This window comes from Kitasatospora viridis (genome assembly GCF_007829815.1).
Taxonomy (GTDB): domain Bacteria; phylum Actinomycetota; class Actinomycetes; order Streptomycetales; family Streptomycetaceae; genus Kitasatospora; species Kitasatospora viridis.
On the sequence record NZ_VIWT01000001.1, the window covers coordinates 4,623,086 to 4,645,650 of the forward strand.

General features: G+C 72.5%; 15 protein-coding genes. 9 read left to right on the forward strand and 6 right to left on the reverse strand.

The window, feature by feature from the left end; genetic code table 11:
• Positions 1-72 precede the first annotated feature (72 nt).
• Complete coding sequence (locus FHX73_RS20875) at positions 73-3,426, forward strand: AfsR/SARP family transcriptional regulator (protein WP_145906449.1); 3,354 nt, start codon at positions 73-75, stop codon at positions 3,424-3,426.
• 22 nt (positions 3,427-3,448) lie between these two features.
• Here FHX73_RS20875 and FHX73_RS20880 read toward each other — a convergent pair whose 3' ends face one another.
• The 3 genes from FHX73_RS20880 to panB form a co-directional block, all read right to left on the reverse strand.
• Entirely contained in the window at positions 3,449-4,267 is an 819-nt protein-coding gene (locus FHX73_RS20880; RefSeq protein WP_145906450.1) for an ABC transporter permease, read from the reverse strand.
• Positions 4,264-5,292 carry an ATP-binding cassette domain-containing protein gene (locus tag FHX73_RS20885; RefSeq protein ID WP_145906451.1) on the reverse strand — a complete coding sequence of 343 codons (1,029 nt, stop codon included), beginning with the start codon at positions 5,290-5,292 and terminating at the stop codon, positions 4,264-4,266. Before FHX73_RS20885 ends, FHX73_RS20880 begins: the two co-directional genes overlap by 4 nt.
• A 104-nt stretch (positions 5,293-5,396) precedes the next feature.
• Positions 5,397-6,308: a 3-methyl-2-oxobutanoate hydroxymethyltransferase gene (panB, locus tag FHX73_RS20890; protein WP_145906452.1), complete on the reverse strand. Its 912-nt coding sequence runs from the start codon at positions 6,306-6,308 to the stop codon at positions 5,397-5,399.
• Between the two features lie 276 nt (positions 6,309-6,584).
• Between panB and FHX73_RS20895 the strand changes: the two genes are divergently transcribed.
• The 3 genes from FHX73_RS20895 to FHX73_RS20905 all read left to right on the forward strand — a co-directional run bounded on the left by FHX73_RS20895 (position 6,585) and on the right by FHX73_RS20905 (position 10,112).
• Positions 6,585-8,207, forward strand: coding sequence for an MFS transporter (locus FHX73_RS20895; RefSeq protein WP_211786227.1), 1,623 nt, complete (start codon positions 6,585-6,587; stop codon positions 8,205-8,207).
• A 25-nt stretch (positions 8,208-8,232) separates the two neighbouring features.
• Complete coding sequence (locus FHX73_RS20900) at positions 8,233-8,898, forward strand: TetR/AcrR family transcriptional regulator (protein ID WP_145906453.1); 666 nt, start codon at positions 8,233-8,235, stop codon at positions 8,896-8,898.
• A 146-nt stretch (positions 8,899-9,044) separates the two neighbouring features.
• The gene (locus FHX73_RS20905; RefSeq protein WP_211786228.1) at positions 9,045-10,112 is read left to right on the forward strand and encodes an endonuclease/exonuclease/phosphatase family protein; all 1,068 of its coding nucleotides are present in this window, start codon (positions 9,045-9,047) and stop codon (positions 10,110-10,112) included.
• Positions 10,113-10,140: 28 nt separating this feature from the next.
• On the opposite strand, the gene FHX73_RS20910 is transcribed toward FHX73_RS20905, so the two are convergent.
• Positions 10,141-11,868, reverse strand: coding sequence for an NAD+ synthase (locus FHX73_RS20910; protein ID WP_145906454.1), 1,728 nt, complete (start codon positions 11,866-11,868; stop codon positions 10,141-10,143).
• Between the two features lie 209 nt (positions 11,869-12,077).
• On the opposite strand from FHX73_RS20910, the gene glnA reads away from it, so the two are divergent.
• Both glnA and FHX73_RS20920 read left to right on the forward strand, forming a co-directional pair.
• The gene (glnA, locus tag FHX73_RS20915; RefSeq protein ID WP_145906455.1) at positions 12,078-13,439 is read left to right on the forward strand and encodes a type I glutamate--ammonia ligase; all 1,362 of its coding nucleotides are present in this window, start codon (positions 12,078-12,080) and stop codon (positions 13,437-13,439) included.
• A 706-nt stretch (positions 13,440-14,145) separates the two neighbouring features.
• A complete protein-coding gene (locus FHX73_RS20920; RefSeq protein WP_145906456.1) occupies positions 14,146-14,823 on the forward strand; it encodes a hypothetical protein in 678 nt (225 codons plus the stop codon).
• 65 nt (positions 14,824-14,888) lie between these two features.
• Here the strand turns inward: FHX73_RS20920 and FHX73_RS20925 are convergent, their stop codons facing one another.
• On the reverse strand, positions 14,889-15,413 hold the full coding sequence (locus tag FHX73_RS20925) for a hypothetical protein (RefSeq protein ID WP_145906457.1): 525 nt from the start codon (positions 15,411-15,413) through the stop codon (positions 14,889-14,891).
• Positions 15,414-15,431: 18 nt separating this feature from the next.
• On the opposite strand from FHX73_RS20925, the gene FHX73_RS20930 reads away from it, so the two are divergent.
• The 3 genes from FHX73_RS20930 to FHX73_RS20940 all read left to right on the forward strand — a co-directional run bounded on the left by FHX73_RS20930 (position 15,432) and on the right by FHX73_RS20940 (position 21,222).
• Positions 15,432-15,911, forward strand: a complete 480-nt coding sequence (locus tag FHX73_RS20930; protein WP_145908420.1) for an NUDIX hydrolase — start codon at positions 15,432-15,434, stop codon at positions 15,909-15,911.
• 476 nt (positions 15,912-16,387) lie between these two features.
• Complete coding sequence (locus tag FHX73_RS20935) at positions 16,388-18,058, forward strand: DUF7927 domain-containing protein (protein ID WP_145906458.1); 1,671 nt, start codon at positions 16,388-16,390, stop codon at positions 18,056-18,058.
• Positions 18,059-18,177: 119 nt separating this feature from the next.
• Positions 18,178-21,222 carry a bifunctional [glutamine synthetase] adenylyltransferase/[glutamine synthetase]-adenylyl-L-tyrosine phosphorylase gene (locus FHX73_RS20940; RefSeq protein WP_145906459.1) on the forward strand — a complete coding sequence of 1,015 codons (3,045 nt, stop codon included), beginning with the start codon at positions 18,178-18,180 and terminating at the stop codon, positions 21,220-21,222.
• A 28-nt stretch (positions 21,223-21,250) separates the two neighbouring features.
• Here FHX73_RS20940 and FHX73_RS20945 read toward each other — a convergent pair whose 3' ends face one another.
• On the reverse strand, positions 21,251-22,213 hold the full coding sequence (locus tag FHX73_RS20945; RefSeq protein ID WP_145906460.1) for a phosphatase PAP2 family protein: 963 nt from the start codon (positions 22,211-22,213) through the stop codon (positions 21,251-21,253).
• Positions 22,214-22,565 lie beyond the last annotated feature (352 nt).

Consider the following 22,565-nt stretch of genomic DNA (forward strand, 5'->3'; position numbering starts at 1 on the left):
GTATAGGGCGAGTAAACCCCGTGGGGTCGGGCTGCCGGTCACCCGGTGCCCGGCAGGCAGCAGAATGGTCCGGTGCACTACGGCATCCTCGGAACGACCACGGCCCGGCAGGACGACGGCACGCCCATCGCGCTGGGCGGCGCCCGGCTGCGCGCGTTGCTCACCGCGCTGGTGCTGCGCCAGGGGCGCCCGGTGCCCGCCGAGGTGCTGGTCGCCGAGGTCTGGACCGACGAGCCGCCGCAGGACACGGCGGCCGCGCTGCAGACCCTGGTCGGCCGGCTGCGCCGCACCATCGGCCGGTCCGAGGTCGGCTCCGGCCCCGGCGGCTACTGGCTGACCGGTGGGGACAGCGACCTGACCCGCTTTCAGGAACTGACGGCCCGTGGCACCGCCGCGCTCGCCGCCGGCTCCCCGGCCGAGGCCGCCGGGCTGCTGCGCGAGGCGCTCGGGCTCTGGCGCGGCCCGGCGCTGGCCGACCTGCCCGACCGGGCCGGCAGCGCGGTGCGGCTGGAGGCGCAGCGGGCCGAGGCCCGGCGGGCCCGGATCGCGGCCGAGCTGGCGCTCGGGCGCGGCGCCGAACTGCTCGCCGAGCTGGCCGGGCTCTGCGCCGACCACCCGCTGGACGAGCCGCTCCAGGTGCTCGGCATCCGGGCGCTGCGGCAGGCCGGGCGCACCGCGCAGGCGCTGGAGCGGTACGAGCGGGTGCGGCGCGACCTGGCCGAGCAGCTGGGCGCCGACCCGGGCGCCGAACTGCGCGCGCTGCACCAGGAGCTGCTGCGCCCGGCCGAGGCCCCGCCCACCGCTGCGGCCCCCGCCGCTCCAGCCCTCACCGCTCCGGCCCCCGCCGCCCCGACGTCCGCCTCCCCGGCGCCCGTCGTGGCGCCGCAGGCCGGCAACCTGAAGGGCCGGCTGACCAGCTTCGTCGGCCGCGAGCAGGACCTGGCCGCGGTGGCCGGCCTGCTCGGCACCACCCGGCTGGTCACCCTGACCGGCCCCGGCGGCTCCGGCAAGACCCGGCTCTCGGTCGAGGCCGGCCGGCAGGCCCAGGCGGGCGGCGACTGGCCGGACGGCGTCTGGCAGATCGAACTGGCCCCGCTGGACGACGGCGCGGCGGTGCCCGGCGCGGTGCTCTCCGCGCTCGGCCTGCGCACCGTGCTGCACCACAGCGTCGGCGAGGTCCCGGCCGACCCGGTGCGCCGGATCGTCGAGCACTGCGCCCGGGCCCGGATGCTGCTGCTCTTCGACAACTGCGAGCACCTGATCCAGGACGCCGCCGAACTGGTCGACCAACTGCTCGCCGAGTGCCCGCAGCTGACCGTGCTGGCCACCAGCCGGGAGCCGCTGGGCGTGCCGGGGGAGGTGCTGCAGCCGGTCGAGCCGCTGCCCGACCCGACCGCGCTGCGGCTGCTGGCCGACCGCGGCGCCGCCGCCCGCCCCGGCTTCGCGGTCGAGCAGGACCCGGCGGCCTGCGCCGAGATCTGCCAACGACTGGACGGCCTGCCGCTCGCCATCGAGCTGGCCGCCGCCCGGCTGCGCTCGCTGACGCCCCGTCAACTGGCCGACCGGCTGGACGGCCGGTTCGCCCTGCTGACCGGCGGCAGCCGGGTGCTGCTGCCCCGTCAGCAGACCCTGCGCGCGGTGGTGGACTGGAGCTGGGAGCTGCTGGACGACCGGGAGCGGGCGGTGCTGCGCCGGCTCTCCGTCTTCGCCGGCGGCTGGACCCTGGAGGCCGCCGAGCAGGTCTGCGCCGACGGCAGCCTGGTGCGGGCCGGCCAGGTGGCCGAACTGCTCGCCTCGCTGGTCGACAAGTCGCTGGTGGTGGCCGGGCTCAACCAGCCCGAGCAGCCGCGCTACTGGATGCTGGAGACGATCCACGAGTACGCCGTCGAGCGGCTCGCCGAGGTGGGCGAGCCCGACGCCGCCGACCGCCACCTGGTCGCCTACCGGGAGCTGGTCCGGCTCGCCGAGCCGCAGCTGCACGGGTCCGGGCAGATCCGGATGCTCGGCGTGCTCGACCGCGAGCAGGAGAACATCCGCACCGCGCTGCGGCACGCGCTGGCGGTGCGGGCCGAGCAGGACGCGCTGACGCTGGTGCTCGGCATGACCTGGTACTGGGTGATGCGCGACTTCCGGACCGAGGCCCGCACCTGGGTGGACCAGGTCTGCGCGCTCGGCAGCGACCCGTACGTGCCCGGCTCCCCGGCCGCCGTCCCGCTGGACGACGGCCCGCTGGCCCACCCGCTGCCCTGGCCGGAGCCGGTGGTGCAGGAGGCCCGCCGGCAGGTCTGGATCTACCAGTTGGTCTCCCGCTTCGAGGGCGCCATGGACGTGATCGGCGACACCGAGCTGGTCGAGCGGGCGCCGCGGATCCTGGAGGCCTACACCCCCGACCTGCCACAGGCGCACACCTTCCCCACCCTGCTGCGGCTCTTCGCCTGCTTCCTGGCCCAGCGGGCCGAGCAGATGGCCGCCATGATCGACGAGGCGGTGGAGGGCTGCCGCCGGCTCGGCCGGGAGAGCGAGCTGGCCTGGGCCCTGCAACTGCGCGCCAAGATGTCCAACGACCAGGTGGACGGCCTGGAGCAGGCCCGCCGGGACGGCGACGAGGCGATGGAGATCTACAGCCGGCTCGGCGACTCCTGGGGCATGGTCGAGGCGCTCGCCGCCCAGGCCGAGACCTCCGGCTTCGCCGGGGACAGCCTGGTCGCGGTCGCCCGGTACCGGCGGGCGATCGAACTGGCCCTGGAGCTCGGCGCGCCGCAGGAGGTGCCGATGCTCCAGGTGCGGCTCGGCGAGGCGCTGCTGGAGCACGACGAGGCCGCCGGCGAGCGGCAGATCCGCGAGGGGCTGGCCGGCGCGATCCGGCGCGGCCAGCAGGCCGACGGCGCCCAGCTGTTCGGCCACCTGATGCTCGGCGGCCTGTACGCCCACCGCGGCGAGTACCGGGCGGCGCTGGCCGAGCTCGACGCGATGCGGGGATCCCAGGTCGACCTGGCCCGGATGGTGCCGGCCCTGGTGAACGGCCTGGTCAGCTGCGCGGAGGCGACCGTGCGGGTGCGCTGCGGCGAGCTGGAGGAGGCGGTGGGCCTGCTGCGCCACGGGCTGTCCCTGCTGCGCGAGGTGCCGGAGTCGGCCAGCGCCTTCGCCCAGCAGATCACCGTCCAGCTGCTCCCGATGGCGGCCAGCGTGCTGAGCGCCCTGGCCGAGTGGGCCGACGACCGGGAGCCGGCCCGCCGGGCCGCGCTGCTGCTCGGCGCGCACGGCGGCCGGATGGGCCTGCAGAGCCTCTACCTGGAGAAACTGGAGCGGGAGCGCCGGGACGCCGTGCTGAACGAGCTGCTCGGCGTCGACGAGTACGCCCGGCTGCGCGCCCAGGGCCGCGAGCTGTCCTGGGAACAGACCGCGGCCCTGCTGGTGGACTTCTGACTCACCGTCGCCCGACGTTCCGTCAGGTCTTCTTGATGAACCGGCGCACCGCGAGCGGCGCGGTGACGGCGGTGATCCCGACCGACCAGAGCAGCACGTGGGTCGCCGAGTGGGCCACCGGGCCGCCGTTGATCAGGTGGCGGCAGGCGTCCGCCAGGCTGGAGAGCGGGTTGTTGTCGGCGAAGGCCCGCAGCCAGCCCGGCATGGTGGCGGTCGGCGCGAAGATCGAGCTGCCGAACTGCAGCGGCATGATCACCAGCATGCCGACCCCCTGCACCGCCTGGGCGCTGCGCAGGGTCAGGCCGAGCAGCATCGAGACCCAGACCAGCGACATGCCGAAGGTCAGCGACAGGCCGACCGCGCCCAGCACGCCGAGGATCCCGGTGGGCAGGGTCATCCCGAGCACCAGCCCGACCACGATCAGCACCGCGTGCGCGACCAGGCTGCGGCAGGCCTCGGCCAGCATCTTGCCGATCAGCACGGAGGCCCGGCCGATCGGCAGGGTGCGGAACCGGTCCATCACCCCGGTCTGCAGGTCGGTGCACAGGCCGGTGCCGACGGCCATCGCCAGGTTCAGCCCGGTGGTGCCGAGCAGACCCGGGATCAGCGCCTGCCGGTAGTCGGCCTGCGAGCCGGAGATCGCGCCGCCGAAGACGTAGACGAAGAGCAGGGTGAAGATGATCGGCGCGAGCAGGGCGTCGAACATCGACTCCGGGTCGGCCTTGATCCGCATCAGGTTGCGGCGGGTCAGCGCGCCGATGTGGCGCAGGTGGGAGGTGAGCGGTATCCGGCCCTCGGCCGGGCCGGCCGGGGCGGGGGCGGTCAGCACGGCGGTGGTCATCGGACGGTCTCCTCGGTGGCTTCGGTCTGCTGGGCGGCGGTCGGCTGACCGGTGATGGCGAGGAAGACCTCGTCCAGGCTGGGCACCACGGTGTCCACGGCGGCTATGCCGAAGCCCCGGCCACCGAGCAGCCCGATCGCCTCGGTCAGCTGCTGCTCGCCGGTCACCGGCACGTTGAGCAGCCCCTCCTGCTCGTCCACCAGTGCGGCCAGGCCGCGCTCGGCGAGGGTGCGGGCCATCTCGGGCAGCTCGGCCGGGCGGCTCGGGCGGACCCGCAGGGTCTGGCCGCCGACCTGGCGCTTCAGCCCGTCCACCGTGCCGTTGGCGATCACCCGGCCGCGGTCCACCACGGTCAGGTCGGTGGCCAACTGCTCGGCCTCCTCCATGTACTGGGTGGTGAGCAGCACCGTGCTGCCCTCGGCGACCATCCGGCGCACCTCGTCCCACACCTCGTTGCGGGTGCGCGGGTCCAGGCCGGTGGTGGGCTCGTCCAGGTAGAGCACCCGGGGGCGGCCGATCATGCTGGCCGCCAGGTCGAGGCGGCGGCGCATGCCGCCGGAGTAGGTCTTGGCCGGGCGGCCGGCGGCCTCGGTGAGCGAGAAGCGCTCCAGCAGCTCGGCGGCCCGGGCCTTGGCGTCGCGGCGGGAGAGGTCGAGCAGGCGGCCGATCAGGTAGAGGTTCTCCGAGCCGGAGAGCAGTTCGTCGACCGAGGCGTACTGGCCGGTCAGGCCGATGGTGCGGCGCAGCTGGCGGGGCTGGCGCAGCACGTCGAAGCCGCCGACCACGGCGGTGCCGGCGTCCGGGCGGATCAGCGTGGAGAGCACCCGGATCAGCGTGGTCTTGCCCGCGCCGTTCGGGCCGAGCACACCGAGCACGGTGCCCTGGCGGACCGTCAGGTCCACGCCGTCGAGCGCCTTGGTGTCGCCGAAGTGCTTGACGATGCCGCGGGCCTCGACGGCGTTGCTGCCCGGCGCCGCGGTCTGCTGCCCCTGGTCGTTCGGGGCCGGGGCGGTCTGTGTGGTCATGACGCCAGACTGCCCGGGGCCGCTGTCAGGCCCCGGGCAACCGGCTGTCACCGCTGTCGTCCCGCTGTCACCGGGTGACAGCGGGGGCTACTCGAAGGGCTCGCTCACTTGAACGAGTGGGCCTGGTCCGGGAAGGTGCCGCCGCGCACCTCGTCGGCGTACTGCCGGGCGGCCGCGCCGAGCACGCCGCGCAGGTCGGCGTACTGCTTGACGAACTTGGGCGTGTGGCCCGGGTTCATCCCGGCCATGTCGGTCCAGACCAGCACCTGGGCGTCGCAGCCGACCCCGGCGCCGATGCCCACGGTCGGGATGGCCAGCTCGGCGGTCACCTGCGCGGCCAGCTCGGCCGGCACCGCCTCCAGCACCACCGCGAACGCGCCGGCCTCCTGCACCGCCTTGGCGTCCCGCTGCAGCCGGTGCGCCGCCTCCTCGCCGCGCCCCTGCACCGGGTAGCCGCCGAGCGCGTGCACCGACTGCGGGGTCAGGCCGACGTGCGCCATCACCGGCACGCCGGACTCGACCAGCAGCTCGATGGTGCGGGCGCTGCGCTCGCCGCCCTCCAGCTTGACCGCGCCGACCCCCGCCTCCTTCATCAGCCGGGCGGCGTTGCGCAGGGCCTGCGCCGGCGACTCCTGGTAGGAGCCGAACGGGAGGTCGCCGACCACCATGGCGCGCTTGGTGCCGCGGACCACGGCGGCCGAGAGGATGGTCATCTCGTCCATGGTCACCGGCACGGTGCTCTCGTAGCCGAGCGCGCAGTTCCCGGCCGAGTCGCCGACCAGCAGCACCGGGATGCCGGCCTCGTCGAAGACGCCGGCGGTGAGCGAGTCGTAGGCGGTGAGCATCGCCCAGCGCTCGCCGCGCTGCTTGGCGGCGGCCAGGTCGCGGACGGTGACCCGGCGGTTGACGACGCCGCCGTAGAGGGAGTGCCCGCCACCGCCGGTCGCGGTCTTGTCCGGCGAGGCCGGGGCGGCCGGCTCCGGCGTCTGGGCAGGCGAGAACTGAGAAGCGTTCATCGAACAGGCTCCTGAAGGGTTGTGGTCTCGTGGCGCCGTGTGGCGTCCCCGGATCTCCTCCATGCTTGCACGGCCGGTGCGCCGCGCAAAGAGCCGGGTGGGTCGCGGAACGGGTCAGTGGCGCCGTCCGCATCGTTTTCGATACGAGACTGACTCGTATCGAAAAAGCGGGTAGAGTCGTCGCAGGGGGATTACGAGACGCTCCCGTCTCGCTGTCCTGCCAGGGGCCGCACCACCAGTGGCCGCACCACTTCGCACGGACGGGACACACCACGCATGACCACCGCCACAGGCGGCGCCGCACTCCACGTGCCGCCGCACATCCACCGCCGCAGGTGGGCGATCCTCTGCACGCTGATCCTGGCGCTGCTGGTGGTCGTCCTCGACAGCTCGATCCTGAACGTCGCGATGAAGACCATCGCGACCCCGGCCCCGGTCGGCCTCGGCGCGAGCCAGAGCGACCTGGAATGGGCGATCAACTCCTACACCCTGGCCTTCGCCGGACTGCTCTTCACCTCCGGCCTGCTCGGTGACCGGTTCGGCCGCAAGAAGGCGCTGCTGATCGGCATGCTGGTGTTCGGCGTCGGATCGCTGCTCTCCGCGTTCGCCACCGACTCGGGACAACTGATCGCCTACCGCGGCGTGATGGGCGTCGGCGGCGCCTTCGTCATGCCCGCCACCCTGGCGATCATCATGAACGTCTTCGAGCGCCACGAGCAGCCCAAGGCGATCGGCGTCTGGGCCGGCGCGGTCGGCCTGGCCATCGCGATCGGCCCGATCACCGGCGGCCTGCTGATCGAGCACTTCTGGTGGGGCTCGGTCTTCCTGGTCAACGTGCCGATCGTGGTGGTGGCGCTGATCGCGATGTCGCTGCTGGTGCCGGACTCCCGCGACCCCAATCCGGGCCGGCTGGACCCGGTCGGCGTGCTGCTGTCGATCATCGGCCTGGTCGCGCTGATCTACGGCATCATCAAGGGCGGCGACCTGGCCTCGGTCACCGACCCCCGGGCCTCGGTGCCGTTCCTGATCGGCGTGCTCGCCCTGGTCGCCTTCGTGCTCTACGAGCGCAAGGTCACCCACCCCGCGCTGGACGTCAGCTGGTTCCGCAACCGGGTGTTCTCCACCTCGGTCGGCGTGATCGGCATCGTCTTCTTCGCGCTGATGGGCGTCAGCTTCTTCGGCGTCTTCTACACCCAGAGCGTGCGCGGCTACAGCGCCCTGCAGTCCGGCGCGCTGATGCTGCCGCTGGCCTGCGCCCAGCTGCTGTTCGCGCCGCGGGCCCGGCTGGTGGTGGACCGGATCGGCGTCCGGGCCACCTGCGCCGGCGGCATGGCGCTGATCGCGGTCGGCTTCCTCGGCTACCTGATCCTCGGTCAGTCCACCCCGATCTGGGTGCTGGAGGTGATCGGCTTCGTGATGGGCACCGGCATGGCGCACGTGATGCCGCCGGTCACCGTCTCGATCATGGGCTCGCTGCCGCGCGAGAAGGCCGGCGCCGGCTCGGCCGTCAACAACACCTTCCGCCAGGTCGGCGGCTCGCTCGGGGTCGCCGTGCTCGGCGCGGTGCTCTCCACCGTCTACCGCAACGGCATCCACGACAAGCTCGCCCCGCTGCCGCTGCCGGCCGGGATCAAGGAGAAGGCCGGCGAGTCGATCGAGTCCACGCTGGCCCTCGCCCAGGCGGCCGGCCCGCGCGGCCAGGCGCTGGTGCAGCCCGCCCACGACTCCTTCCTGCACGCCATGCACATGGTCGCCGGGCTGTCGGCCGGCATCACGATGGTCGGCGCGCTGATCGCCTGGTTCCTGCTGCCGGCCCGGGTCGCCGGCCCGGGCGGCGCGCCCGGGAAGGGCGGCACGCCGTCGGACACGGACCAGCCGGTCGCCGTGGTCATGGACTGAGTAGCGGGCGAAGGAGAATAGCCGCATGGGAACGGATCGCCAGGCCACGCCGTCCACCGACCAGCTGACCGTGGACCCGCCGTGCACCGCGCCCCGGCGCGGGCGGCCCCGCTCGGAGGCGGCGGAGCTGGCGATCCAGCACGCCGTGGAGCGGCTGATGGCCGAGGGCGGCACCCTGGGCGACCTCACCATCGAGGGGGTCGCCCAGGCGGCCGGCGTCGGCAAGGCCACCATCTACCGGCGCTGGCCCAACAAGGACGCCATGCTCGCCGACATGATCGACCGGCTGGACGAGCCCGCCGAGCCGCTGCCCGGCACCAGCGTCCGGGACGACCTGGTGGCCGTCCTCGACTACATGCGCCGGCGCGGCCTGGCCAAGCGCTCCCGCTGGGTGCTGAAGATGGCGCTGGAGCAGATGCACACCACGCCCGCGCTGAAGGAGGCCTACTTCACCCGGGTGATCGGCCGGCGCCGCCAGCAGCTGCTCGACCTGGTCCGGCGCGGCATCGCCAACGGCGAGCTGCGGGCCGACATCGACCCGGCGCTGCTGGCCGAGATGCTGTCCGGCGCCATGCTGTCGCGCGCCGTGCTCTACGACGACCGGCCGCTGGACGACCCCGAGCTGGCCGCCACCATCGTGGACAGCCTGCTGGAGGGGTTGGGCGGCCCGGTGCCGAGCGCCACGCGCTGAACCGGGAACCCAGGCCGCCCGCCCCGGCGTCTGTCTCCGCATAGGCTGAGCCGAAGATCCCATCATCTCGGGACGAACCCGTCACAACGGGTCACTCCCGGGACGACGGGCCGGCACGGCGCGGACGACGACGAAAGGGCCCCCGCATGACCCAGGCCGACCAGGCACCGCGGCCGACCGAGGGCGACCCGGACGGCGACCCGACCGCCCCCGGCGCCTCGGCGGCCGACCGGCCGCGCTGGTGGCGCCGGGTGCGGCGGAGCTGGGGCCGGGACGCCCGGGGGAGCAACTGCTGGCGCCGCGGCCTGGTGACCGCCGCGCTGGCCCTGCTGGTCGCCGTCGCACTCATCTGGCACCGCACCCTGCCGGACAGCTTCGGCAACTTCGGCAGCCTGCTGGAGACCTTCCTGCCCTGGGTCGGCCTGGCCGTCCCGGTGCTGCTGGTGCCGGCCCTGCTGCGCCGCTCCGCCACCGCGCTGATCGCGCTGCTGCTGCCCTGCACCCTGTGGTTCCTGCTCTTCGGCGGCCTGCTCACCGACAAGGGCAGCGGCAAGGGCGACTTCACCGTGGTCACCCACAACGTGGACGCCGACAACCACGACCCGGCCGGCACCGTGAAACTGCTCAACTCCTCCGGCGCCCGGATCATCGCGCTGGAGGAGCTGACCTCCGCCGCACTGCCCGTCTACACCGAGGGGCTGGCCGCCAAGTACCCGTACCACGTGGTCGAGGGCACCGTCGGGCTCTGGTCCGCCTACCCCGTGAGCGACACCCGGGTGGTGGACATCAAGATCGGCTGGACCCGGGCCTTCCGCACCCAGGTGAGCACCCCGCAGGGCCCGCTGGCCGTCTACGTGGCGCACCTGCCCTCCGTGCGGGTGAAGTTCGACGGCGGCTTCACCTCGGGCCGACGCAACGTCAGCGCCCAGGCGCTGGGCGACGCGATCCAGGCCGAGCCGCTGCCGAAGGTGCTGCTGCTCGGCGACCTGAACGGCACCATGAACGACCGCAGCCTGGCGCCCGTCACCTCGCAGCTGCGCTCCGCCCAGGGCTCGGCCGGCTCCGGCTTCGGGTTCAGCTGGCCGTCCCAGTTCCCGATGGCCCGGATCGACCAGATCATGAGCCGGGGCATGAAGCCCACCGAGTCCTGGGTGCTGCCCGCCGACGGCAGCGACCACCGGGCGATCGGCGCCGACTACCGCTACAACCGCTGACGCACCGTCAGGCCCTGGAGGCTCGCGGTCACCCGCGGCGCCAGCCGTTGGTGACCGGCAGGCGGCGGTCCCGGCCGAAGCCCTTGGGCGAGATCTTCGGGCCCGGCGGGTACTGCCGCCGCTTGTACTCGGCGGTGTCCACCAGCCGCACGATCCGGTCCACCACCGCCGCGTCGAAGCCCTTTGCGACGATCGCGTCCCGGCCCAGGTCCTGCTCGACGTACAGGTCCAGCACGGTGTCCAGCAGGTCGTAGTCCGGCAGCGAGTCGGCGTCCACCTGGTCCGGGCGCAGCTCGGCGCTCGGCGGCTTGACGATGGTGTTCTCCGGGATCGGCGGAACCTCGCCGCGCAGCCCGGCCTGCTCGTTGCGCCAGCGGGCCAGCCGGAAGACCAGCGTCTTGTAGACGTCCTTGATCGGGCCGAAGGCGCCCACCGAATCGCCGTACAGCGTCGAGTAGCCCACCGCCAGCTCGCTCTTGTTGCCCGGGGCCAGCACCAGGTGGCCCTCCTGGTTGGAGACCGCCATCAACAGCGTGCCGCGCAGCCGGGACTGCAGGTTCTCCTCGGCCAGCCCGGTCAGCCCGAGCGGGTCCATGTACGCGTCGAACATCGGGGCGATCGACACCGTGCGGAAGTTCAGGCCGGTGCGGCGGGCCAGCTCGGCCGCGTCGTCCCGGGAGTGCTGCGAGGAGTACCGGCTGGGCATCGAGACACAGTGCACGTTCGCCGCGCCGACCGCGTCGCAGGCGATCGCCGCCACCAGCGCCGAGTCGATCCCGCCGGACAGGCCGATCAGCACCGAGCGGAAGCCGTTCTTGCGCACGTACGCCCGGGTGCCGGTGACCAGCGCGGCGTAGATCTCCGCCTCGTCGTCCAGCCGGGCGAACTCCTGCGCCGGGGCCGGTACGTCCGGGGCCACCGGCTCGGTGCCCGCGTCCACCCGCACCAGGCGCAGGCCGTCGCCGTAGACCGTGCCCTCGGCGTCCGTGCTGTGCGCGGCCGGCAGCTCCAGGTCCAGCACCAGCAGCGCCTCCTCGAACTGCGGGCCTCGGGCCAGCACCTCGCCGTCGGCGGCCACCACGACCGAGTCGCCGTCGAAGACCAGCTCGTCCTGGCCGCCCACCAGGTTCAGGTAGGCCAGCGTGCAGCCCGCCTCGGCGGCCCGGCGGCGCACCAGCGCGAGGCGCTGGTCGTCCTTGTCCCGCTCGTACGGCGAGCCGTTGATCACCAGCAGCAGCCCCGCCCCGGCCTCCCCGGCCGCGCGCACCCGGCCGCCCTCCTGCCAGATGTCCTCGCAGATCGCCAGCGCCACGTCCACGCCGTCCACCCGGAGCACCGGCAGCTGGTCGCCCGGCACGAAGTAGCGGTGCTCGTCGAAGACCCCGTAGTTGGGCAGGTAGTGCTTCGCGAACCGCAGCACCACCTCGCCCCGGTGCAGCACCGCCGCGCAGTTCTGCGGTGCCCCGCTCGAAGGCCGGCGCCCCAGGTAGCCGACCACCACCGGCACCGCGCCCAGCCCCGCGCCGGCCAGCCGCCCGGCCAACTCCACCAGCGCCGCCCGCGACGCCTCCACGAACGACCCGCGCAACGCCAGGTCCTCCACCGGGTACCCGGTCACCACCTGCTCGGGGAACGCCACCAGCCGGGCTCCGCCCGCCACCGCCTCCTCGACCCGGCGCACCACTTCGTCGCAGTTGCGCGCGATGTCACCGACACGGGGGTCGACCTGGGCCAGGGCTATGCGGAGGTTCGGCATGCCCGCCAGTGTAATCGTCGTTCTGACGCTATGGGGGGTGGGGAGGGGCTCGCGGCCCCCGTCCGCGGTAGCTTCAGCCGCCCCTGACTGCCCCTCGGGTGCGGGATCCGGGATGATGGGGACAGGTCGCGCGCAGGTCCGGTGGCAGTGGTGGCCGGACGCCCCGCATGCGTAACACGAACGTAAAGAGCAGAGGTGAGACTGTCCCCATGGGCAAGCAGCAGGAGTTCGTGCTTCGTACGCTCGAAGAGCGTGACATCCGGTTCGTCCGGCTGTGGTTCACCGACGTGCTGGGGTTCCTGAAGTCGGTCGCCGTGGCGCCGGCCGAACTGGAGCAGGCGTTCGAGGAGGGCATCGGTTTCGACGGCTCGGCGATCGAGGGCTTCGCCCGGGTCTACGAGTCCGACATGATCGCCAAGCCGGACCCGACCACGTTCCAGATACTGCCCTGGCGCTCCGAGACCCCCGGCACCGCGCGGATGTTCTGCGACATCATGATGCCGGACGGCTCGCCCTCCTACGCCGACCCGCGCTACGTGCTCAAGCGCACCCTGGAGAAGGCCTCCCAGCAGGGCTTCACCTTCTACACCCACCCGGAGATCGAGTTCTTCCTGCTGAAGAACCTCCCCGGCGACGGCACCGCCCCCGAGCCCGCCGACCAGTCCGGCTACTTCGACCACACCCCGCGCGGCATCGGCCACGACTTCCGCCGACAGGCCATCACCATGCTGGAGTCGATGGGCATCTCGGTCGAGTTCTCCCACCACGAGGGCGCCCCCGGCCAGCAGGAGATCGACCTGCGCTACGCCGACGCGCTCTCCACCGCCGACAACATCATGACCTTCCGCCTGGTCATGAAGGAGGTCGCGCTGGAGCAGGGCGTGCACGCCAGCTTCATGCCCAAGCCGTTCTCCCAGCACCCCGGCTCCGGCATGCACACCCACGTCTCCCTCTTCGAGGGCGACCGCAACGCCTTCCACGAGTCCGGCGCCGAGTACCAGCTCTCCAAGGTCGGCCGCTCCTTCATCGCCGGCCTGCTCAAGCACGCCGCCGAGACCGCCGCCGTCACCAACCAGTGGGTCAACTCGTACAAGAGGATCTGGGGCGGCTCCCAGCGCACCGCCGGCGCCGGCGGCGAGGCCCCCTCCTACATCTGCTGGGGCCACAACAACCGCTCCGCCCTGATCCGCGTCCCCATGTACAAGCCCGGCAAGCAGGGCTCCACCCGCATCGAGGTCCGCTCCCTCGACACCGGCTGCAACCCCTACCTCGCCTACGCGGTCACCCTCGCCGCCGGCCTCAAGGGCATCGAGGAGGGCTACGAACTCCCGCCCGGCGCCGACGACGACGTCTGGGCCCTGACCGACGCCGAGCGCCGCGCCATGGGCATCCAGCCCATGCCGCAGAACCTCGGCGAGGCGATCGACCTGATGCAGAAGAGCGAGCTGGTCGCGGAGACGCTGGGCGAGCACGTCTTCGACTTCTTCCTCCGGAACAAGAAGCAGGAGTGGGAGGAGTACCGCAGCGAGGTCACGCCGTTCGAGCTGCGGAAGAACCTGCAGGTGCTGTAAGCCCAGGTCAGAGCGGTACACAGGCGAGCGAAAGGCCTCGTGCCAGCGGACTTCATTCCGCTGGCACGAGGCCGTTCACTTGCCCTGGCCGCCTGTGGGTCACCGCTCCCGGAAGCCGCCGCCCAGCCCGAGCCGTCCACCGGGCACCGGCTGCATGGCACTCACGAAGAACCGGTTCTGTCGCCAGGCTCGTGGGAGTAGAATCCGCGTCACATCCGTGGATAACCTGACCGGATTCTAGGGGGCAATGCGTGTCCGTCATCAGCGCAATTGCATGGGGAAGCGCCTCTATCTTATTCATGGAATTATTGATCACGGGCCGACGGGTCGGGGACTGGTTGTTCAGTCGCCGAATTCGTGGAAGTGGTGTCAGGTGGACCAGTTTCATAGATCCTGTCCCCGACCTGCTGGCCGCCCTGACCCGTGTGATCCTCGGTGCCACCGCTGCCAGCCTGCTTGCGTCCACTGGTCAGATCGCTGGCCCCGGGGGAGCGATTGCGGCCGGTATCTCACCACCGCTCCTTCTTATGCTGGTCGGGAGAATTGGACTTCCGCGCGATGCGACGCGTGGCGCGGACGCCAGGGGTCCGTCCTTGGAGGAAGGGATCCCCCCAGGTGAACTCGACGCCTATTTGAAATCGGGCGAGCATGAACTGCGCAAACTGGACGCGCCGAGCGCCCGGAGCTCGAAGGGGGGCGAGCTCGCGTGAACTACGTACTCTGTTCCGCGATCGGAGTCCTCGTGGGTGTTTCCGAGCTGATCAGTAGATACAGGGACGAGCCGATGCGAGTATTCGCAGCGTGGGGAGCTTGGTTCTACATCGCGATCAATGCTGCCGCCGCTGTCCTCGCGCTGTGGCTGACGCGCTCCTTCGATCTATCTTTCGGTGCTCAGGACGAGCAGTCGCGCATGATTCTGCAGATTCTTGTCTCCGGACTGGGTGCGATGGCGTTCCTGCGCAGCTCGTTCGCCAATCCCAAGGTCGAGGGAAAGGTGAAGCTCCTCGGGCCGGGGGCAATTCTGGATGCCTTCCTTCGCGTGGCTGAGGAAAGTGTGGACAGAAGGCATGGTGCCCGACGGGCAAGGATCGTCGCCCCCATCATGGCTCCCATCTCTTTCACCCCCTCCTACCGGCCGCTTGTCGAGCACTGCATCGAGCTGATGCCCAATATGCCAGCCGCTAAGGCCCAGCAGCTCCGCAAGGACGTCGACAGTCTTTCGAGGGAAGACACCTCCGAGGCATACAAGACTCTTCGTCTTGGACTGAAATTGATGAATGCGGTGGGCCCCAAGCTGTTGGATGAGGCCGTCAAGTCGGTGGTCAACTTCGCTGATAATTCCTCGGAGTCGATAACAGCGCCCCGCCGGGAGTCTCCAAGCTGATCGCGGACAGGGCTTCCGAGGGCTTGCGAACGCCATAATCGAGGACGTGTCCCATCGAGGGATTGTCAGACTTCGCGCCTCGTGAATGGTTCGGTTGTACATCCACGGAGGGCGCGAACGAGCTGTGCCGCGAGGATCCAGCGGGCGCGCGGGTCATCCGGCGTCACGGTCACGTCGTTGACCGGCTCCGGGCCCAGTGGCGCGGGTCGGTACAGCGCGCCGTAGATGGCGAGGGCCGAGCAGTCGCGGACCCGGATGAGGACGTGGTCCTCGCGCAGGTGGGGGCAGAGGCGCGGGGCGAGGTCGGCGCAGGGGGTGCAGATCGGGGGGTGGGTGGCGGCCATGTCTTCGGGCCAGGCGGGCCAGTCGGTGTGGTCGTTCTTGAGGAGCCAGAGGGTGCCGGCTTCGTTCTGGTCGGCGGGCTTGCCGCAGACCTGGCAGAGGAGCCGTTGCATCGCGCGGCGCTGGCGGCCCGGGTGGACGCGGCCGTACTCGGGACGGCCGCGACCTGGGTGGAGGGTCATGCGGGACCAGAGGATGCCGTGGGAGTCGCGGTCGTGGGGGAGTTCGTCGGCGGAGGGGTTCGTCATGGCGCTTCATCGGCTCCTATAGTCCCGAAGACGAGTAGCAGCAGCTCTGATGGGCAGTCAACGCCGTCGCTTCACTCCGTCTCCGTCGCTGGGGTGGTGGTGCGTGAGGACGGTCGGATGTTGGTGATCCGGCGGGCGGACAACGGGGCGTGGGAGCTGCCCGGGGGTGTGTTGGAGCTTGCGGAGGCGGTCGAGGACGGGGTGCGCCGGGAGGTGTACGAGGAGACCGGGGTCAAGGTCGAGGTCGAGCGGCTGACCGGGGTGTACAAGAACGTGGCGCGCGGGATTGTGGCGCTGGTGTTCCGGTGCCAGCCGGAGGGAGGTGGCGAGCGGGTGTCGGCGGAGTCGACGGCGGTGGAGTGGTTCACGGCGGACGAGGTGCGGGAGCGGGTGGCCGAGGTCTACGCCGTGCGGATGCTGGATGCCGTGAGTGGCGAGGGGGCGCCGGCGGTGCGGGTGCATGACGGGGTGAGGGTGCTCGGTAGGCGAACCGGGTGAATGCTGACGGTTATCTGGCGGACACTCGGCGTGCTTATCGGATTAACAGGGTGGGGCTCCTCATGATCTGAGACACCGTTCGCTCAGTGTCTTGAGGGAGTCTCAGTGAGTAGTCGTCAGGTAGTGGCTCGTCGGAGTGGGTGGGTGAGCCGATGAGAGGGGTACGTCGTTGGATCGTGCCGTTGGTGGCGCTGGGCACGGCGGGCGGTGGGCTGTTGGCCGCCGGTCTGCCGGCCAACGCGGACCCGGGGCACGCGGACAAGCCGGCAGCGGTGAGCCCGCTGGCCGCGGGGATTGACGAACCGTCGGCCAAGGCATCGGCGTCCGCCTCGGCTTCAGAGTCGGCTTCCGCGCCCGCGTCGGCGTCCGCATCTTCGTCCGCCCCGGCTTCGGCCTCGGCCCCCGCGTCGGCCCCCGCGTCGGAGTCGGCCCCGGCCGAGCCGTCCGCCCCGGCGTCGGCACCGGCGTCGGCGTCGGTGCCCGCGCAGCCGTCCGCCCCCGCCCCGCAGGCCGCGTCCGCGCCGGCGCAGCCGTCCGCCGCCGCCCCGGTCCCGCAGTCCCAGCCGGTGCAGCAGAACGGCAATCGCGGTGACGAGGGTGACGGGGACGGCAGCAACTGCCACCTGAAGATCGTCAAGAAGGCCGACCGGGACTTCTACCTGCCCGGCCAGAAGGTCACCTACACGATCACCCTCACCAACGACGGCGACCAGCGGATCACCGGCGCCGTGGTGACCGACGACCTGAGCGGCGACCTGCAGGACGGCGTCTACGACAACGACGCGCACGTCGGCCGGGGCTCGCTGAGCTACAACGCCCCGATCCTCACCTGGGTCGGCGACCTGCGGCCGGGCCAGAGCACCGAGATCGTCTACAGCGTCACCGCTGACAACCCGGACAACGGCCCGAAGCACCTGATCGACGCGGTGACCGGCCCGTCCTTCAGCAACTGCCCGACCGGCACCGAGGACGGCTGCCACCTCAACCTCGGCTCCCCGCACTGGGTGGTGTCCAAGCGGGAGGACCGCAGCGACGTCGAGCCCGCCGACACGATCCGCTACACGATCACGGCGACGAACGACGGCACCGTCGACTTCACCGGCGCCCGCCAGGCGGGCCTGGAGGACGACATGTCGCAGATCGTCGGCGAGTCGGCCTACGACTACGACGCCACCGCCGACTTCGGCACCGTCAGCTTCCGGGCGCCGGCCTTCGTCGTCTGGCGGGGCGACCTGCCGGCCGGTGCGACGATCAACATCCACCTGTCGATCAAGGCCGAGGGTCTGAAGCCGGGCAGCACCGAGCTGGTGAACATCGTCCGCGCGCTCTACCCGCACCACGGCGGCACCGACCTGAGCAACCCGCTGCCGCCGCAGGGCCCGCGCGAGGAGCAGTACCTCGCCCAGGCCAACAGCCGCCCGGTGAACGGCCCGGCGCACCGCACCGCGCAGAAGCGGGACACCGTCGGCGCGAACGGCCAGATCACCGCCTGCAACGTGGACCCGGCCACCGACGCCTGCTACGTGGACGCGGACGAGCCCAACTTCGTCGTCTCCAAGCAGGTGGACCACGACCACGCGATGCCGGGCGACGTGCTCACCTACACGGTGCAGTACGCCAACACCGGCAACGACCAGTTCCCGACGGGCGAACTCCCGGTCCTCACCGACGACCTGAGCCAGGTGCTGCAGCACTCCACCTTCGTGGCCGGCTCGCTCAGCTCGACGGTGCCGACCGCGACCTTCGACCCGTCCGCCAAGGCGATCACCTGGACCGGTCAGCTGACGAGCGGTCAGCACGGTCAGTTCACCTACCAGGTGAAGGTCAACGACCCGTACTACGGCGACAAGTTCCTGGACAACACCATCACCTCGGCGAAGTCGACGGACTGCCAGCAGGGTTCCACCGACGCCCGCTGCAAGGCGCACGTGGTGGTCCAGCTGCCCACGCCCACCCCGACTCCGACCCCCACCCCCAGCAAGATGCCGCCCCCGCACCACGAGCACCACGAGCACCCGCACCACCCGGGCCAGCTGGCGCACACCGGCGCCGACGGCACCATGGTGCTGGCCGGCTCGGCGGCCGCGCTGGTGCTCGGCGGCGGCACCCTGCTGCTGCTCAACCGCCGTCGCACCCGCCGCCACTGACGCGGCACCCGGGGTGACTCCACGCTGAGCGCGACCCCGACGGGGCCCGACCGTGCACACGGTCGGGCCCCACGCGCGCCCCGGGTACGGGATGATCGGAGGAACCGAAGGGAGGGCCCATGCCCGCCGCCGGAAACCGGCTCAGCACCCCGGAAGCCCGCCTGGTCCGCCGGGGCTTCACCGACCCGGAGGCGGCCGTGCGCCGACTCGGCGCCCCCGCGCTGACCGGGCTGGCCGACGACCCGATCCTCCTCGACGCGCTCGGCGGCACCGCCGACCCCGACCTGGCCCTGCTCGGCCTGGCCAGGCTGCTGGAGGCGCTGCCGGAGGGCGACCGGCACGCGCTGCGCGACACGCTCACCACCTCCAAGCCGCTGCGCGACCGGCTGCTCGGCGTGCTCGGCGCCTCCGCCGCGCTCGGCGACCACCTGGCCGCGCACCCGCGCGACTGGCACGCGCTGGTCACCTTCGAGCTGCGCGACATGCACCCCGGCACCGGCGAGTTCCGCCGCGAGCTCGACGAGCGGATCCGCGACTCGGCGGCCCCGCCGGCCGACGCGCTGCGCGCCGCCTACCGCCGCTGCCTGCTCACCATCGCCGCCCGCGACCTGAGCGCCACCGCCGACTTCGAGCAGACCGCCGCCGAGCTGGCCGACCTGGCCGGCGCCACCCTGCGCACCGCCCTGGAGCTGGCCGCTGAGCAGCAGCCGGAGGCCGCCGACGCCTGTCGGCTGGCCGTGATCGGCATGGGCAAGTGCGGCGGCCGGGAGCTCAACTACGTCTCCGACGTGGACGTGATCTTCGTGGCTGAGCCCCGCGAGGGCGTCGAGGAGGGCCGCGCGCTGCAGGCCGCCACCCGGCTGGCCGCCGCGATGATGCGGATCTGCTCGGACAGCACGGCCGAGGGCACCATCTGGCCGGTGGACGCCAACCTGCGCCCGGAGGGCCGCAACGGCCCGCTGGTCCGCACCCTGGCCAGCCACCTCGCCTACTACCAGCGCTGGGCCAAGACCTGGGAGTTCCAGGCCCTGCTCAAGGCCCGCCCGGTGGCGGGGGACGCCGAACTCGGCGAGGCCTACGTGGCCGAGCTGGCCCCGCTGGTCTGGTCGGCGGCCGGGCGGGAGAACTTCGTCTCCGACGTGCAGCAGATGCGCCGCCGGGTGATCGAGGCGATCCCGCTCGGCGAGGTGGACCGGCAGCTCAAGCTCGGCCCGGGCGGCCTGCGCGACGTGGAGTTCTCGGTCCAGCTGCTGCAACTGGTGCACGGCCGCACCGACCCGGCGCTGCGCAGCGGCAACACCCTGCGCGCCCTGCACGCGCTCTCCGAGGGCGGCTACGTGGGCCGGGCCGACGCCGCCTCGCTGGACGCCGCCTACCGGTTCCTGCGCACCCTGGAGCACCGGATCCAGCTGCACCGGCTGCGCCGCACCCACCTGATGCCGACCGACCCCGCCGACCTGCGCAGCCTGGCCCGCTCCCTCGCCCCGATGATCAACGACGACACCCGGGCCGACCCGGTGGCCGCGCTGCAGCGGGAGTGGAAGCGGCACGCCCTGGAGGTGCGCCGGCTGCACGAGAAGCTCTTCTACCGTCCGCTGCTCACCGCCGTCGCCGCGCTCTCCGGCGGCGAGGCGCTGCTCACCCCGGGCACCCCGGCGCTCAGCCAGCACGCGGCCCGGGCCCGGCTGGAGGCGCTGGGCTTCGCCGACCCCGCGGCCGCGCTGCGCCACCTCCAGGCGCTGGCCAGCGGGGTGAGCCGCAAGGCGGCGATCCAGCGCACCCTGCTGCCGGTGCTGCTGGCCCGGTTCAGCGACTCGGCCGACCCGGACGCGGGCCTGCTCGCCTTCCGGCAGATCTCCGACGCGCTCGGCCGCACCCCCTGGTACCTGCGGCTGCTGCGGGACGAGAGCGAGGCGGCGGAGAACCTGGCCCGGGTGCTCTCGGCCGGCCGGCTGGCCCCGGACCTGCTGCTGCGCGCGCCCGAGGCGGTGGCCATGCTGGGCGACCCGCAGGGGCTGGAGCCGCGCGGGCGGGTCGCCCTGGACCAGGAGGTGCGGTCCGCGGTGGGCCGGGCCGCGAGCGCGGCCCACGGGGTGGCGGCGGCCCGGTCGGTGCGCCGCCGGGAGCTCTTCCGCACCTCGGCCGCCGACCTGCTGGGCCGCTACGGCGACACAGCGACATTCGAAGGCGCGGCGGACGCCCTGGACCGCGCCTCCACCGCGCTGACCGACCTGAACGCCGCCACCCTGGCGGGTGCGCTGGCGGCCTGCACGGCCGGCTGGGAGCAGCAGCACGGCGAGCCGCTGCCGGCCAGGATCGCGGTGATCGCGATGGGCCGGTTCGGCGGCCACGAGCTGGGCTACGGCTCGGACGCCGACGTGCTCTTCGTGCACGAGCCGCTGCCGGACACCGACCGGGACGCCACCGCCGCGGCCCGCTCGGTCTGCAACGAGCTGCGCACCCTGCTGGCCGCGCCGTCCACCGAGCCGGCCCTGCTGGTCGACGCCGACCTGCGCCCGGAGGGCCGGCAGGGCGCGCTGGTGCGCACCCTCGGCTCCTACCGGGCCTACTACGAGCGCTGGTCGCAGATCTGGGAGAGCCAGGCGCTGCTGCGGGCCGAGCCGGTGGCGGGCGACGCCGAGCTGGGCGCCCGGTTCACCGAGCTGATCGACCCGCTGCGCTACCCGGTGACCGGCCTGGCCGAGCGCGACCTGCTGGAGATCCGCCGGATCAAGGCCCGGATCGAGAGCGAGCGGCTGCCGCGCGGCGCCGACCCGACCACCCACACCAAGATCGGGCGGGGCGGCCTGGCGGACGTGGAGTGGACGGTGCAGCTGCTCCAGCTGCGGCACGGGCACGAGCTGCCGGGCCTGCGCACCACCCGGACCAGGCCGGCGCTGCGGGCCGCCGCCGAGGCCGGGCTGCTGGCGGCCGAGGACGCGGCGGTGCTGGACGAGGCCTGGGTGCTGGCCTCCCGGGTGCGCGCGGCGGTGATGCTGGTGCGCGGCCGACCGGGGGACAGCTTCCCGAGCGACGCGCGCGAGCTCGCCGGTGTGGCCCGGTACCTGGGGTACGGCGAGGGGCACACCGGCGAGCTGGTGGACGACTACCGGCGGGCGACCCGGCGGGCCCGCTCGGTGGTGGAGCACGTCTTCTACGAGTGAGCGGTGCCCGCGCGAGGGCCGGGCGGGCTCAGCGGCCGAGCCGGGCGCCGACCGGGGTCGGGCGCTGCTCGGGCAGCGCCGCCTCGCTCTGCCAGGAGGCCGGGATCTGCGGGAACTGGTAGGCCCAGCGGTGGTACACCACCCGGGCCACCAGGAACCCGAAGCCGAGGCAGGCCATCCCGCCGACCGCGTCCATCCAGAAGTGGTTGGCGGTGGCGATGATCACCAGCAGGGTGGCGGCCGGGTAGATCAGGCCGAGGGCCCGCACCCAGGTGCGTTCGGCCAGGCAGAAGACGGTCAGCCCGCACCAGAGCGACCAGCCGATGTGCATCGAGGGCATCGCCGCGTACTGGTTGGTCACGCTGGTCGCCGCGCCGGAGGCCAGTGAGCCCCAGGTGTGGTGGGTGAGCACGGTGTCGACGAACCCGCCGTTGTTCATCAGCCGGGGTGGCGCGAGCGGGAAGAAGTAGAAGCCGACCAGGGCGATCAGCGTGGTGACGGCGAGCACCAGGCGGCCGGCCGCGTACCGGCCGGGGTGGCTGCGGTAGAGCCAGACCAGGACCACCACGGTGACGATGAAGTGCAGCGTGGCGTAGTAGTAGTTCATCCCGGTGATCAGCCAACCGACCTTGTCGAAGGCGTGGTTGATCGAGCGCTCGACGGCGATGCCGAGGGTCTGCTCGGTGCGCCAGACCCAGGCGGCGTGGCGCTGGGCGATCGCGCCCTGCTGGGGCACGGCGTTGCGCACGATGTTGTACAGCCAGTAGCTGACGCCGATCAGCGCGATCTCGAACCAGAGCCGGGGCCGCTTCGGGCCGCGGCGGGCCAGCGCGATCCGGCGCCGGAGCGAGCCGGGCGAGCTGACCGCGGTGCTGCCGCCGCTGGTTCCGTCCACCGCCGGGGCGGGGGCCGCCACGGCTGCCTGGACGGAATCGCCGCCGGTGGTAGGGGCGTCGTCGTCGCCCGGCACATGAGTGGTCGATTCCCCCATGGGCGAAGAGTCTGCCAGACGTTCCGTGGCCGTCCGATCATCCTCTGGTCGTGGATTCGTCACCGGTAGTCCTCCCGCGGTACTAGGTGACGTCCCCCTGCGGGGAGGGGTGCGTCGGCACGGGACGCGCGGTTGCGGCGCGACGGAGGGACACACATGCGTTCCATTGTTACGCGTCGGCAACGGGCGCGGCGAGGTGGCTGTCGGGCCGGAAGGGGTGGCGGAAACGGCGATGAATGGCCTTTCTGCATCTTGCTGAAAGTAGTTGCAGCCCGCTAGCGTCCTCGCCACCCGCACGACGAGACGCCGGCAAGGGAGCCGCTGTGCCCGTTCTTCAGCGACGGAGGACCAC